11 protein-coding genes are annotated in these 14,123 nt (G+C 64.3%); 3 read left to right on the top strand and 8 right to left on the bottom strand.

Going from position 1 to position 14,123, the window contains the following annotated elements:
- The coding region (gene hrpA / locus ABZF37_RS10845) for an ATP-dependent RNA helicase HrpA (RefSeq protein WP_372719778.1) at nt 1-1,586 on the bottom strand (1,586 nt) is incomplete at its 3' end.
- A gap of 64 nt (nt 1,587-1,650) precedes the next feature.
- Between hrpA and ABZF37_RS10840 the strand changes: the two genes are divergently transcribed.
- Nucleotides 1,651-2,694 (top strand): tetratricopeptide repeat protein, encoded by a 1,044-nt coding sequence (locus ABZF37_RS10840; RefSeq protein ID WP_372719775.1) that lies wholly within the window; start codon nt 1,651-1,653, stop codon nt 2,692-2,694.
- A 67-nt stretch (nt 2,695-2,761) separates the two neighbouring features.
- Here the strand turns inward: ABZF37_RS10840 and ABZF37_RS10835 are convergent, their stop codons facing one another.
- From ABZF37_RS10835 to clpB, 5 genes are all read right to left on the bottom strand, one after another.
- The gene (locus ABZF37_RS10835) at nt 2,762-4,057 is read right to left on the bottom strand and encodes a diguanylate cyclase (protein ID WP_372719773.1); all 1,296 of its coding nucleotides are present in this window, start codon (nt 4,055-4,057) and stop codon (nt 2,762-2,764) included.
- A 188-nt stretch (nt 4,058-4,245) separates the two neighbouring features.
- On the bottom strand, nt 4,246-4,986 hold the full coding sequence (locus ABZF37_RS10830) for an exonuclease SbcCD subunit D (RefSeq protein ID WP_372719771.1): 741 nt from the start codon (nt 4,984-4,986) through the stop codon (nt 4,246-4,248).
- Nucleotides 4,987-5,032: 46 nt separating this feature from the next.
- Nucleotides 5,033-5,875, bottom strand: a complete 843-nt coding sequence (locus ABZF37_RS10825; protein WP_372719769.1) for a TauD/TfdA dioxygenase family protein — start codon at nt 5,873-5,875, stop codon at nt 5,033-5,035.
- A gap of 96 nt (nt 5,876-5,971) precedes the next feature.
- Entirely contained in the window at nt 5,972-6,223 is a 252-nt protein-coding gene (locus tag ABZF37_RS10820) for a hypothetical protein (protein ID WP_372719764.1), read from the bottom strand.
- A 115-nt stretch (nt 6,224-6,338) separates the two neighbouring features.
- Complete coding sequence (gene clpB / locus ABZF37_RS10815) at nt 6,339-8,921, bottom strand: ATP-dependent chaperone ClpB (protein ID WP_372719762.1); 2,583 nt, start codon at nt 8,919-8,921, stop codon at nt 6,339-6,341.
- A gap of 275 nt (nt 8,922-9,196) precedes the next feature.
- Here clpB and nadC point away from each other — a divergent pair, with 275 nt between their 5' ends.
- A complete protein-coding gene (nadC, locus tag ABZF37_RS10810; RefSeq protein ID WP_372719760.1) occupies nt 9,197-10,057 on the top strand; it encodes a carboxylating nicotinate-nucleotide diphosphorylase in 861 nt (286 codons plus the stop codon).
- Between the two features lie 28 nt (nt 10,058-10,085).
- Here the strand turns inward: nadC and ABZF37_RS10805 are convergent, their stop codons facing one another.
- Nucleotides 10,086-11,300, bottom strand: coding sequence for an aromatic ring-hydroxylating dioxygenase subunit alpha (locus tag ABZF37_RS10805; RefSeq protein WP_372719758.1), 1,215 nt, complete (start codon nt 11,298-11,300; stop codon nt 10,086-10,088).
- A 45-nt stretch (nt 11,301-11,345) separates the two neighbouring features.
- Nucleotides 11,346-11,666, bottom strand: a complete 321-nt coding sequence (locus tag ABZF37_RS10800) for a hypothetical protein (protein WP_372719756.1) — start codon at nt 11,664-11,666, stop codon at nt 11,346-11,348.
- Nucleotides 11,667-11,759: 93 nt separating this feature from the next.
- On the opposite strand from ABZF37_RS10800, the gene ABZF37_RS10795 reads away from it, so the two are divergent.
- Entirely contained in the window at nt 11,760-13,643 is a 1,884-nt protein-coding gene (locus ABZF37_RS10795; RefSeq protein ID WP_372719754.1) for an ATP-binding cassette domain-containing protein, read from the top strand.
- Nucleotides 13,644-14,123 lie beyond the last annotated feature (480 nt).

The following is a 14,123-nucleotide window of genomic DNA, read 5'->3' as shown; positions in this document are numbered from 1 at the left end:
GCGGTGATGATCAGCACTTCGCGCAGCGCCCCGGTCTTTCCGGCCTCGATCAGCATGCGCCCGAGCGAGGGGTCGAGCGGAAAGCGCGCCAGCTGGCGGCCGATACCGGTCAGCGCGCCGCCACTGTCAACTGCGCCCAGCTCGAACAAAACTTGCTGCGCGGCGTGCAGGTGGCGACGCTGCGGCGGGTCCATGAACGGAAAGTCCGCGGCATCTCCCAGTCGCAGGGCCTGCATGCGAAGTACGACGCTCGCCAGGCTGGCGCGATGAATCTCGGGATCGGTATAGGAGGTGCGGTTCGCGTAGTCGTCATCGGCGTACAGGCGGATACACACGCCGGGTCCAAGCCGACCGCAGCGCCCGGCGCGCTGGGTGGCGGCGGCGCGCGAGATCTTCTCGATGCCAAGGTGCTGCACGCGGCTGCGGGCCCCATAGCGGCTGACACGCGCAAGCCCACTGTCCACTACGTAGCGAATGCCGGGTACCGTCAGTGAGGTCTCCGCCACATTGGTGGCCAGCACGATCCTGCGGCGTGTCGAGGGCGCGAACACCCGATCCTGTTCGGCACGCGACAGGCGTGCATAAAGCGGCAGCAGTTCCAGCCCGGCCATGCCGTGCAGGCGCAGAGCCTCGGCCGCGTCGCGGATTTGCCGCTCGCCGGGCAGAAAGACCAGCACGTCTCCCGGAGCCTCACTTTGCAGCTCCCCAACCGCCGCCACGATGCCCTCGGCCAGGGTCAGATCCGCCTGATCCGGATCCAGCGTGACCAGCGGTCGGTAGCGCAGCTCCACCGGATGCCCACGGCCGGAGACTTCAATCACGGGCGCCCCGCCGAAGTGGTCCGCAAAGCGCTGCGGTTCGATGGTGGCGGAGGTGATGATCAGACGCAGGTCCGGCCGGCGCGGCAGCAGGCGGTGCAGGTAGCCGAGCAGAAAATCGATGTTGAGACTGCGTTCGTGCGCCTCGTCGATGATCAAGGTGTCGTAGGCAAGCAAGTCAGGGTCTGACTGCGTATGCGCCAACAACAAACCGTCGGTCATCACCTGAATGGCGGCGCTGTGCGCAACCGTGTCGTCGAAACGCACGCTGTAGCCGACCACCTTGGGCGCCGCGAGTTCAGCCGCCAACCGGGCCGCCACCGCTCGCGCGGCGATGCGCCGTGGCTGGGTGTGACCGATGCGGCCATGCAGGCCGCGTCCCAGATGCAGGCACAGCTTGGCAAGCTGAGTCGTCTTGCCAGAGCCGGTCTCGCCGCACACAACCACCACCGGGTGCTGCTGCAACGCGGTGGTAATCGCCGGCAGGTGCGCCGTGATGGGCAAGTCTTGCGGAAACTGAACCGCCGACGGGCGCGCCGCGCGGCGCGCCCCAACAGCCGCCTGTGAACGGACAAGCCGTTCGTTGATGGAGTCGAGCAGCCGATCCACCGGGCGGCCGGCGAGCTGGCGTTGCTGCAGGCTCGACAACCGCTGCCGCAGCGTCGGCCGGTCGACCAGCAAGGCGTCTTCAATGCGCGCCGCGAGCGCCCGTTCGATGCCGAACTGATCGCCACTGGGCTCGGGACTTAGGGGCGATGGAATACTCAAGGGTGTACAGCGTGGCCGTTTCGGCAGCGTACCATAGCGCCCCTGCCCGCCCCCTTAGCCACGCATGAATACGACCCGCCTGTTTGCCCGATATGTCTTGCTTGTCAGTCTGTGCGCGGGCCCGGCCAACGCCGCCCCTGCCAGTTTCGAGGAGGCCGAGGCAGCGTCGTTGAAGGGCGATTTTGCCACCGCTGTCGAGAGCCATACCGTGCTCGCCAACCAGGGCGATAGCCGGTCCCAATACGCGTTGGGACTGCTGTATACGCAAAGCCCGGGCGTGGCGCGGGATGACGCAGCCGGCGCCCGCTGGTTTGCCGCGGCGGCCCGCCAGGGTCATGCGCAGGCCGCCTATAACCTTGGCGTACTTACAGTCAACGGTCGCGGCGTTACACGCGACTACGGCGCGGCGCGGATTTTGTTCGAGCAGGCGGCAGAAACTGTCCCGGCCGGCGCCTATAACCTCGGGGTGTTATACGACCAGGGCTTGGGAGTTGCCACGGACCCAGCGGTTGCCCTCGATTGGTACCGCAAAGCGGCCAACGCAGGCCATGCGGGTGCCCAGTACACGCTCGGGCAGGCCTATTACGAGGGTATCGGCGTGGCCGCCGATAATACGCAAGCACAGCGCTGGTTTGCCTCGGCAGCCGCCCAGGGCCATCGCGAGGCGCAGTACAACCTTGGCGTCATGGCCTACCTGGTGGCAGGCGCCGCCGCCGATTTCAAAGTGGCTGCCCACTGGTATCGCAAAGCCGCTGAGCAAGGCGACGTCTTGGCCGCCTTCAACCTGGGTCGGATGTATCACCAGGGCGAAGGCGTGGAGCGCGACGACCAACAGTCCGTGCATTGGTATCGACAGGCGGCCATCAAGGGCGATGCCTTTGCCCTGAACAACCTCGGCTTCATGGTCTACAACGGCCTTGGCGCGCCGGTCGACAAGGTGCGCGCTTTTGCCCTCTTCTCGCTTGCCGCCGCCCGAAACAACGCCAATGCCCGGCAGGCGCTCGACCTGCTACGTCCTCAGCTGGGCAATGAAGAAATTGTCCGCGCCGAGGCCTTGATGCGTGACTGGGATGCAACCCTGAAGGCCGGCCGCGCACCGCCGCTTTGATAACGGGAATTGCGCGGCCGCGTCATGCCGACTGAGTGAGACCCTGGTCCGTACCGGCACTCTGGCATCAAGCCGCCTTGCATTCAGCCTGCATGCAGCGATCACGACCGCTGGTCTTGGCGGCATACAGCGCCGCATCGGTGCGCTCGAACACCGTCTCCAGATTATCGTCGCCACTGAACGTGCTGACACCGCAGGAAATCGTCACCGCCACCCGCTCGCCACGGCTGCGAAATGGCGCGGCCTTGATGGTGCGCCGCAGTTTTTCGGCAATATGCAGGGCAGCGTCGCCGTTGGCGCCATTCAGCAGCACCACGAATTCCTCGCCACCGTAGCGGGCTACGAAGTCTGATGAGCGCAGCTGCTCCTGCAGCAGGCGCACAACTTCCTTGAGCACCTTGTCGCCCGCTGCGTGGCCAAAGGTGTCGTTAATGCGTTTGAAGTGGTCAATGTCGCACACGATCATCGACAGGGCACTGCCGTCACTGGCCCAGCGGGCCACTTCCAGCGCCGCGCGGCGATCGTAGGCCAAACGGTTGAAGGCCCCCGTCAGCGGGTCACGCAGCGCCTCCTCGGTTGTGACGTCAAGCCGGCTGCGCAGGGTCACGGTCTCCGAATTCAGATGTGCCACCTGCTCACTGAGCTGACTCAGGTGCTGTTCAAGACGGCGCTGGCGCGAAGCACCGGCGTTGTCTTGCTGGCTCAGGTGCTCCTGCAGGTGGTCCAGGTGGTCGCCTATGAAGTCCTTGAGCTGGTCCACGTCGTCCAGATCCGTCGACGCGGTGCGCAGTTTCAGGAACTGTGCCTCGGTCACCTGACTTGCCTCAAGCGCCTGCGCGCCGCCTTCCCGAGTCAGGGCGCTGGCCTCGTTGAGGGCGGTTTCCAGTTGCAGCAATCGGCCGACCGTCTGTTTCAGAAAATCCTGAAGTTCAGCCTGGCGCCGCTCGGTGTGACCGCGCGCCTCAACGACTACGTGTACCAGTTGTTCTGCCAGGCGACGACGACCAGCCTCATCGGCCGGCGTACCGAGCGCACGCTCCAGATCAGCGGTGAGTGGTTCGAGCGCCGGCGGTACCACCAGGTGCTTGAGCACATCCCGTATAAGCCGACCCTCAGCGGTATCGATAGCCGCCTGAGTCTGACCGTGCGGCTTCTTGCCGGGCGCAGAAGCGTTCTTGGCCGATTGCGTGACCTTCTCCAGGGCCGCCTGAAGGCCAGTGCCGACTTTATCGCTCAAGGCGATTTGCCGCAGCGCGTCCAGCGGCTCCCGCAGGCCAGGATTGCTGCCGCTGGCCAGCAAGCACAACTGCGGCACGGCTTGCCGCAATAAAGTTTCAATCGTGTTACCCGTGGTTGCTGTCATTACCTGTCGCCCTGCTGATGCCGTGAACCAATCCCATCCGGCCCCTGTATCGCCAGAACAGGGCCGAACTTTAGTCCGACTGGACGGCGAGTTGAGGGTAGTGCGCAAGAAGGCATCCACGGTGCGCCAGCACCCGCCGCAGAACATTTTGAAATCGCACGGTCAGCGCGGAGCGATCATCTTCCAGATCAACCTACAGCCAGTACCTGACGCACTGTCACCTCGGCGGGCAGTAGGGGCGCCAGATCCACCCGTAAAAACGTGCCCCCCTCACCGAGCACCGGATGTGGAGCTCCGCAATACCAGGCGGGAGTGGTGCCGGCCGACACGTCCCGCGCACAGTGGATGTGGCCCAGCGCCAGATAGTCAAAATCGGCGCTTTCGATCTCGTGCGCGTGAATGGGCGACGAATTCCTCGCTTCGCCCGACGCCGGGACATGGATGCCGTGCGCCAGGCCCAGGTACCACAGGTTCGGATCAGGGCGCCCCGGTGGGTCGGCCAACGGCCGGTGACCGGGATGGTGATCGACCATGCCGCGGCCCCACACGACCACGCCAAGTTCCCGCAGGGTCACCACCTGCCCGGCCGGATCCAGCAACAGGTGCAGGCCGGCGGCCGCGAAATCGTGGCGGTGGTAGACCGCGTTCTCAGCCAGACAATCATGATTGCCGGGGATCATGACAACCGGAAATGGCAGCGCCGCCAGGCGCTCGCACGCCCACTCGACCGTGGCGATACTGGCCCTGTTGTGGTCAAACAGGTCGCCCGCCAGCAGCATCAGGTCCGGCTGCTCGCTGCAAATGGCGTCCAGCAGGTGGTCGAAAACAGCCCGATCGCGATCGCGACGGTCACGGTTCCAGTCGCCACCGTAATAATCGCTATCGAGGTGAATGTCCGAGCAGTGAGCCAGACGCAGAGCACGGTGCATGGCAGGTAAAACGCAGCTGTGGGGCTCTTTAAGATACCACCGGCGACTAGACTGGCCGATCCGCCCCCAGGGAAATGCGGTGCATCACACGCTTATGGCCGTGGTAGTCGTTGATCGGGTTGTGCTGGCTGCAGCGGTTGTCCCACAGCGCCAGCGTGCCCGGCTGCCAGCGCAAGCGGCAGGTGAATTCCGGCCGGCACAGGTGGGCGAACAGGTAGTGCAACAGCGGCGTGCTTTCGCCTTCGGTCATGTTCTCGAAGCACACGGTATGGCCGCCGTTGACGTACAGCAGCTTGCGGCCGGTTTCCGGATGCGTGCGCACCACAGGATGCACCGCGTTGAGCACCGCGTCGGCGGCAAGCTTGGCGCCGCCTTCGGCCAGGCGATCCTCGCGCGTTTTGGTAACGTCCGCCTTGGCCGAGCTGTTGACGGCATGCAGACCATCCAGGATGCGCCGCAGGCCATCCGACAGGGACTCGTAAGCCAGATACATATTGGCGAACAGCGTGTCGCCGCCGACTGGCGGCACCTCCCTCGCAAGCAGCATGGCGCCGATCGGCGGGGTTTCCAGATACGCCGTATCGGAATGCCACAGTCCGCCAAAATTGACCCGTTCCTGCGGCAGCTTGATCACCGGCACGATCAGCGGGTAGCCATCCAGGCCCTTGAGCATCGGGTACTCGACCGGCTCTGCGATGCGTCGGGCGAACGCCAGATATTGATCTGACGTCAGCGGCTGATCGCGAAAGAACAGCACCAGATACTGCAACCAGGCGTGGCGGATTTCGGCGATCACGGCGTCGCTGACTCTCTGGCGCAGATCAACGCCAGCGATCTCCGCGCCGAGCGCACCCGCGACCGGGGCCACGCCGATGTGCCGGTATTCCATCTCCCCCTCCACTCGGGCGTGCCACCACGCCGAGCTTGGCTTGGCCGCGCCTAAATAAAGATACGGTGACGGCGACCCGCCACCGTACCGCCCGTCTTACTCTGTGGCTTCGTCGGCTCTCTCCTTGGCGTCCTGCATCGCGTCTTTCGCGCCTTCGATAGCCTCGTCCACGTTCTCGCCCATTTGCTCCACCGGACCCTGCTGGCCGGCGTCATCGACGGCATCCTTGACATTCTCGACTGCCTGGTCGAGTTTCTCACCGGCCTGCTCCGCCGGCCCCTTCTCGCTACATCCGGCCAGCGCAAAAAAAGCCAGCGCGGACAGAATGATCAACGGCTTGTTACTCATGCGAACCCTCCTCAAGGTAAAGAAAACACCCGGCGGCACCCCCGGATAACACCGCTCTCCCCTGCGTGGCAGGCGTTTCAGCTTAACAGGCCAGTCCAGCCGTGGGCGGCGTCGATCACGCCCCGGCTTGGGTCTGGAAGACCAGCCCGTCGCCGGAGACATCGACCGCTATGGCATCACCATCCGCCAGCTTGCCGGCCAGGATGTCCCGCGCCAATGCGTTTTCCACGTGCTGCTGGATGGCGCGCTTCAGGGGCCTGGCCCCATACACAGGGTCGAAACCGACCCCGGCCAGCCAGTCGAGCGCCGGGTCAGTGAAACTGATGCTCATGTCGCGTTCCACCAGCCGCGCCCGCAGGGCACTGACCTGGATATCCACGATCCGCCGCAGCTGCTCGCGACCCAGGGCGTGGAATACCACCGTCTCGTCGATGCGGTTGATGAACTCCGGCCGGAACTCGTGGCGCAGGACATCCATCACCGCCGCCTTGATCCGGTCGTAGTCCTGGCCAGCCATCTCCTGGATTCGATCCGAGCCGAGGTTCGAGGTCATCACCACGATGGTGTTGCGAAAATCCACCGTACGGCCGTGGCCATCGGTCAGGCGCCCGTCATCCAGCACCTGCAGCAGCACATTGAACACGTCGCGGTGGGCCTTTTCGATTTCGTCCAGCAGAATCACCGAGTACGGCCGCCGACGCACGCGCTCGGTCAGCTGGCCACCCTCCTCGTAGCCGACGTAGCCCGGCGGGGCACCGATCAGCCGCGCCACTGAGTGCTGTTCCATATACTCCGACATGTCGATGCGCACAATGGCTTGTTCGGTATCGAACAGAAATCCGGCCAGCGCCTTGCACAATTCGGTCTTGCCGACACCGGTCGGTCCCAGAAACAGAAACGAGCCGATTGGCCGCTCGTGCGCGGTCAGGCCCGCCCGCGAGCGGCGCACCGCGTCGGCCACCGCACGAACTGCTTCGTCCTGGCCAACCACGCGCTCGTGTAAAGCGTCTTCGATGTGCAGCAGTTTCTCGCGCTCGCCCTCGAGCATTTTCGACACCGGAATACCGGTCCAGCGCGAGATGACCTCGGCAATCTCCTGCTCGGTGACCTCGCTGCGCAGCAGCTTGCGGGGACCCTGTTCGGCGCTGGCGGCGCTGTCCAGTTGCTGTTTCAGCTCCGGGATACGACCGTACTGAATCTCGGCCGCCCGCTCCAGATTGCCGGCCCGACGCGCGGTCTCGAACTCCTGGTTCAGGCGGTCAAGTTCTTCCTTGATCGACTGCGTGCCGCCCACGGCCGCCTTCTCGGCGCGCCAGGTTTCCTCCAGGTCGGCGTACTCGCGCGACAACCGGGTTATTTCCTCGTCGAGGGTCGCCAGGCGTTTTCGCGAAGCTTCGTCCGACTCCTTCTCCAGCGCCAGGCGTTCCATCTTCAGCTGGATCAGGCGCCGGTCGAGGCGGTCCATGACCTCCGGCTTGGAGTCGATCTCCATGCGGATGCGACTGCCCGCCTCGTCAATCAGGTCGATCGCCTTGTCCGGCAACTTGCGACCGGAAATGTAACGATGCGACAAGGTGGCAGCGGCGACGATGGCCGGGTCCGTGATCTCCACGCCGTGATGCACTTCATAGCGCTCCTTGAGGCCGCGCAGAATGGCGATGGTGTCTTCCACCGACGGCTCTTCCACCAGCACCTGCTGGAAACGCCGTTCGAGCGCGGCGTCCTTTTCGATGTACTTGCGGTACTCGTCCAGCGTTGTGGCGCCGATACAGTGCAGCTCGCCGCGTGCCAGGGCGGGCTTGAGCATATTGCCGGCGTCCATGGAGCCTTCTGCTTTGCCAGCACCGACCATGGTATGAATTTCGTCGATGAACAGGATGACCTGGCCTTCCTGCTTGGACAGCTCGTTCAGCACGGCCTTGAGGCGTTCCTCGAACTCGCCACGAAACTTGGCGCCGGCGATCAGGGCACCCATGTCCAGCGCCAGCACGCGCCGGTCCTTGAGCCCTTCCGGCACCTCGCCATTGATGATGCGCTGGGCCAACCCCTCGACGATGGCCGTCTTGCCCACGCCCGGCTCGCCGATCAGCACCGGATTGTTCTTGGTGCGCCGCTGTAGCACCTGAATGGCGCGGCGGATTTCCTCGTCGCGCCCGATCACCGGATCGAGCTTGCCCTGACGCGCGCGTTCGGTCAGGTCGATGCTGTACTTTTCCAGCGCGCCGCGCGTTTCCTCGGCATTTTCGCTGGTGACTTTCTCGCCGCCACGCACGGCGTCGACCGCCTGTTCGAGGGTCTCGCGCGTAGCGCCGGCAGCCTTGAGCAGCTTGCCCAGTTCACCACTGTCCTCCACCCCGGCCAGCAGGAACATCTCGCTCGCGATGTAGTCGTCGCCGCGCTGCTGGGCGTACTTGTCAGCCAGATTCAGCAGCCGGCCCAGGGCTTGGGATATCTGCACATCGCCACCGGTGCCCTCGACCCGCGGCAGGCGATCCAGCGCCCGGCCAACGTCGGCGCGCAGCCGATCGACGGCCACTCCGGCCCGACCGAGCAGCGCACCCACGCCAGCTCCGTCCTGCGCCAGCATGGCCGCCGTCAAGTGCAGTGGCTCAATGAATTGGTGATCCCGCCCAAGCGCCAAGCTCTGGGCATCCGCCAGGGCCTTCTGGAACTGGCTGGTGAGTTTCTCCATGCGCATGCTTACTTCTCCGTGCGGCACGCAATCAGGCGTGCATCCTTGCCGAGCAACATGGGGCTGTGGCCGGGTTCATTCAAGCATCTTCGCGGGGCGGTCTGAGCAGGATCAAGTACCGCAGGACGTCTCAGGCAGTCGTGACGGCCCGCGACCGGAACCTGAACCCGACTGCCTGATCGCCTGCTGGCGGACGCGAGTCAGGCACCCGCCGCCGATCCACGGTCACTGGGTTCCCGGCCAGCGATAATGGACCACCCGCCTGCCGCCGGAGCCCGTCCATGCACCCCGATGCCGCTACTGTTGCCAGCATCCCCGCCCAAGTTCGCGCCGCGCTCGAAGAAGACGTCGGCAGTGGTGACTTGACCGCCGGTCTGGTCCCTGTTGACGCCGTGGCGAGCGCGCGTGTCGTTTGCCGGGACCAGGCGGTGCTGTGTGGGCAAGCCTGGTTCACCGCGGTCTTTCAGGCTCTCGATCCGCGTATCGAAATCACCTGGCAGGCACGCGACGGTGATGACCTTGCCCCGGGGCAAACCGTGTGCCTGTTGAGCGGTCCGGCGCGGGCCATGCTCACGGGCGAGCGCTGCGCGCTCAATTTCCTGCAAACGCTGGCCGGAACCGCCACCACTACACGCGCTTACGTGGCGGCGATCGCCGGCATGCACACCAAGCTGCTGGATACGCGAAAGACGTTGCCCGGCCTGCGTCTGGCCCAGAAATACGCCGTACATTGCGGCGGCGCGCTCAACCATCGCAAAGGTCTTTACGATGCCATCCTGATCAAGGAAAACCACATTGCGTCGGCGGGTTCGATCACAACGGCCATTGAGGCTGCCCGCCGCGCCGCGCCGCGCGATATACCAATCGAAGTGGAGGTGGAAAACCTCGATCAGCTACGCTCGGCGCTCGCTGCCGGCGTCAAGCAAATCCTGCTGGACAATTTTTCGCTCGGCCTCATGCGTGAGGCGGTCAAACTGGTCGCCAACCGCGCCACGCTGGAGGCCAGCGGCGGCGTCGGAATCGAGGCACTCAAGGCCATTGCCGCCACCGGCGTGGATTTCATCTCGGTGGGCTCGCTCACCAAGCACCTGCACGCGGTCGACCTGTCCATGCGCGTCGACCACTTTGGCCCGGACAACTGATTCCGGGCCGCCACGCCGGTGGTGTCGGCTAACCGACCCAGCGCCCGTTCACCATATCGTCGACTACCTTGTACTGGTGGCGCACGGCGACTTCCTGGTCCGACAGGATCATGTGCTCGATGGCACCGGATGACAGGCCCGCCTGGGTGGTTTCCACGGTGGACAGGTCCTCGCGCAGCAGGTCGCGCAGGTACAGCTTGGAGTACTCGCGGCTGATGCGCTCTCCGGCGTTTTGCGGCGGCAGCATGTAGAAATTGTACTCCCAGTGCGTGCGGTCCACCGCCACCGGCCAGAAGTGGTAGGTGAAGAACCAACTGCTGGACACGTCGACGAAGAAATTCGGAAAACACACGTTGATGTCGAACAGCCAGTTCGGGTGACCGGCCGGGTTGGTGCCAGGCACACGCTGCGCGCCGGCGTTACCTTCGTGCAGCCACAGCGACTGCGCATACTTGAACGACAGCGCCTCGGCCGGCGTGGGCTGGTACTCGGGGTTAAACGGCACCGAGGCCGAACGGTGCGGGCCGTACAGGCGCACCGAGGTCAGGTGGGCGTAGGGATCGTCGTCCACACAGCCGGCGGCAGCGGCGGTCAGCCGGTGCACAAAACGCCCGTGGTAGGACTCCTGAAAGGCGTCGATGAACACTTTCCAGTTGCAGTTCACGTCGGCCTTCAGGGTGTGCATGCGCTGCATGGTTTGGAATGGGAAATCACCGATCTGCTGGCCGAACCCGCCCAGATACTCGACCAGCGGCACGGCGCTCGGATTAACCGTCACGAACACAAACCCGGCGAAGGTCTCGCAACGCACCGGCGACAGGCCGGTCTGGCTGCGGTCGAGATTGAAAAAAACTTCTTCGTCGGGCACGAACACGCACTGTCCCTGTGTGTCGTAAGTCCAGCCGTGAAAGCCGCAGGAAAAACCCTTGGCGTTGCCGCTGCCCTGCACCAACTGGTTGCCGCGGTGCCGGCACACGTTGTGAAAGGCACGCACCTGGTCGTCATCGCCACGTACCAGGATGATCGACGCCTTCAGGATGGCGATGTCCCTGACCACGTAATCGCCCGGATTCGGAATGTCCTCCACCCGGCCGAGGTTCAGCCACATCTTCTTGAAAATGGTTTCTCGCTCGCGCTCGAAATACTCGGGCGAGACCACCGGCATCACCGGTACCGGTCCGGTGCCAAGGTCCGAATACTGGCGCACATACGGGTGCAGAGTGTCGAAATCGGGCTTGTTCATGACGAAATCTCCTCCAGGCGAACCACCGCAGACAACGCGGAAAACTTACGCGGGCAGAATATGAAAACGCTCGGCAACGAAGCCCCACGGCACATCCGGGTGCTTGTATATCTCCACCGCTGGCGCCACCTCCATGAACATCAGCGCCATTTCCAGCAGTGTTTGTTCGGCCGGTGCCAGGGCATCCAGCGAATACTGGTTCAGGTGCGGGATAATGGCGTCCATGCGGGGTAGCAACGCGTTGTAGTACGCCTGCAGCTGGTCCAGCGACGATGCGAGGCGCTTGCGGTTACGCGCCGCCTCCTCCCCAATGGCCCACTCCGCGACCCAGCATTCAAGATCGTCAAACCCGCCTGGCAAGGTCATCGTGTTCTCCTTCCTTGATAACAACCGGCGACGCCCCATGCTGACGCAGATACCGGCCCCAGACAAGTCCAACCGAATGACCGTTCAATCACCATGCTGATCACGCTTCGCGCGGCCACCGTCCACTACAGCCACGATCCGGTGCTGGAGCGGGTCAACCTGGTGGTCGACGAGGGCGAACGGGTGTGCCTGGTCGGCCGCAATGGCGCCGGCAAGTCGACTCTCCTCAAGCTGCTGGCCGGCACGCTCACGCCCGACGACGGCGAAGTGGAACGCCGTGACGGGCTGCGTGTGGCGCAGTTGCCACAGGATGTGCCGCGTGACATCACCGGCAGTGTCTATTCCGTTGTCAGCAGCGGGCTGGGGACGCGCGGCCAGCTGCTGGACGACTACCACGCGGCGCTTGAGGCGGGCGCCGACGGAGCGCACCTGGAAAGCCTGCAACAGGCGCTGGAAGAAGCCGGTGCGTGGACCACGCGGGTGGAAGTCGAGGCCCTGCTGACGCGCATGCATCTGCCGGCCGACGCCCAGTTCGCGCAGCTTTCGGGGGGCTTCAAGCGGCGCGTGTTGCTGGCGCGCGCGCTGATCGGTCAGCCGGATCTGCTGCTGCTGGACGAACCCACCAACCACCTCGACATTGCCGGCGTCACCTGGCTGGAAGACTTCCTGCTCGGCGCGTCGCTGGCGCTGGTGTTCATCAGCCATGACCGGGTGTTTCTGGACCGCATCGCCACCCGCATCGTCGAAGTCGACCGGGGCGCGCTGTACAACTGGCCGGGGCGCTATGCGGACTTTCGCCGCCGCAAGACCGAAGCGCTGGCCAGCGAACAGGCCGCCGACAAGGAGTTCGACAAAAAACTGGCCGAGGAAGAAGCCTGGCTGCGCCAGGGTGTGAAGGCCCGTGGCACCCGCAACATGGGCCGCGTGCGGGCACTTGAGGATCTGCGCGAGCACGCAGCCAGCCGGCGCAAGTACCAGCAAAGAGCGGCCATCAAGGCGCAGTTTGGCGAGCAGTCCAGCAAGCGGGTGCTGGAAGCCCAGCAAGTCGGCGCCCATATCGCGGACACCACCGTGCTGCGCGACTTCACCTTCAAGTTGCAGCGCGGCCAGGTCCTGGGGGTCATGGGCCCCAACGGCTGCGGCAAGACCACCCTGCTGCAGGTACTCCTGGGCCAGCGCGCACCGGACAGCGGCACGCTGATTCGCACCGAGAATCTGCAAATCGCCTATTTCGACCAGAACCGCGAACAACTTGACCTGGAACGCAACGCCGCCTGGAACGTGGCCGAGGGCGCCGAGCGCATCGACTTCGACGGTCAAGCCCTGCACGTGCTGGGCTACCTGAAGGCATTTTTGTTCACGCCAGATCGCGCCCGCACAGCGGTCAAGCTGCTGTCCGGCGGCGAGCGCAACCGCCTGTTGCTGGCGCGTCTGTTCGCCAAGCCGTCCAATGTGCTGGTGCTGGACGAACCGACCAACGACCTGGACGTCGAGACCCTCGAACTGCTTGAGAACCTGATCCTGGACTACCCCGGCACCGTGATCCTGGTTTCCCACGACCGCGCCTTTGTCAACGAAGTGGTCGATGGCCTGCTGGTGCACGAAGGCGAACGTGGCTTTCGCCACTACGTCGGCGACTACGACGACTGGTTGCGTCAGCGGCGGATCGAAACCCCTCCCGCACGGTCCGCAGCCAGGACACCAGCGCCAGCCCGCGTCCAGCCCCAAGTCAAACAGGCGATGCCCGGTCTCAGCCCCACCGACCAGCGGGAACTCAAGCGCCTGCCGCAGGACATCGAAAAACTCGAAGCACGCATCGCCAAAATGCACGAGACCATGGCCGACGCGGATTTCTACCAGCAATCGGTCGACCTGCAGCGCGCCGCGCAGCAAAACCTCGCACAGATGGAGGAGGACCTCGCGCTGGCCTTCCGGCGCTGGCAAGACCTTGAATCCCGTCAACCCAGCCCTGCATGACACGCATAGAACTGACACCACCCCGTGCTGGGGGCGCGCATCACCGCGATAACCCTGCCGTGGGAGCCGTCAGAGCTCGAAATTGCTGCTCTCCAAGACGCCCGGGACGGGACTTCGTTTGCCCGACGCACAGGCCAAGCCACGGCGAGTAATTGCCGGAAACCAAGTCAGTTTTAGCCTGCGGGCGCACTCACCGACCCAAACCTGTTGCAAAACTCCAGATCAACGCCAAGCGTCTCAGCTAAAAAAATACGTTTAGGCTTTGACTGCAAGACCTTATTAGCAAATTTTAATGTAAGGTATCGCAGCCTTGTTATTAGGGCCTGTATAGGGGAGTCGCACAATGCCTTTAAAAGACAGCGACGGTTTGTCGAAGGCCAGCGATTCTAGCGCTGCCGACTCGCCAGCCGAGGGAGGCGACCTGATCGTCCATTCTCTGCAGCAGATTGGTGTCGAGTACGTATTTGGGGTCCCTGGCGG

This window comes from Immundisolibacter sp. (assembly GCF_041601295.1).
Lineage (GTDB): Bacteria > Pseudomonadota > Gammaproteobacteria > Immundisolibacterales > Immundisolibacteraceae > Immundisolibacter.
This window is presented reverse-complemented; position numbering and strand designations above follow the sequence as displayed.

Coding starts and splice junctions, on each gene's coding strand:
- ABZF37_RS10840 (WP_372719775.1), top strand. CDS start 1,651: ATGAATACGACCCGCCTGTTTGCCCGATATGTCTTGCTTGTCAGTCTG.
- ABZF37_RS10835 (WP_372719773.1), bottom strand. CDS start 4,057: ATGACAGCAACCACGGGTAACACGATTGAAACTTTATTGCGGCAAGCC.
- ABZF37_RS10830 (WP_372719771.1), bottom strand. CDS start 4,986: ATGCACCGTGCTCTGCGTCTGGCTCACTGCTCGGACATTCACCTCGAT.
- ABZF37_RS10825 (WP_372719769.1), bottom strand. CDS start 5,875: ATGGAATACCGGCACATCGGCGTGGCCCCGGTCGCGGGTGCGCTCGGC.
- ABZF37_RS10820 (WP_372719764.1), bottom strand. CDS start 6,223: ATGAGTAACAAGCCGTTGATCATTCTGTCCGCGCTGGCTTTTTTTGCG.
- clpB (WP_372719762.1), bottom strand. CDS start 8,921: ATGCGCATGGAGAAACTCACCAGCCAGTTCCAGAAGGCCCTGGCGGAT.
- nadC (WP_372719760.1), top strand. CDS start 9,197: ATGCACCCCGATGCCGCTACTGTTGCCAGCATCCCCGCCCAAGTTCGC.
- ABZF37_RS10805 (WP_372719758.1), bottom strand. CDS start 11,300: ATGAACAAGCCCGATTTCGACACTCTGCACCCGTATGTGCGCCAGTAT.
- ABZF37_RS10800 (WP_372719756.1), bottom strand. CDS start 11,666: ATGACCTTGCCAGGCGGGTTTGACGATCTTGAATGCTGGGTCGCGGAG.
- ABZF37_RS10795 (WP_372719754.1), top strand. CDS start 11,760: ATGCTGATCACGCTTCGCGCGGCCACCGTCCACTACAGCCACGATCCG.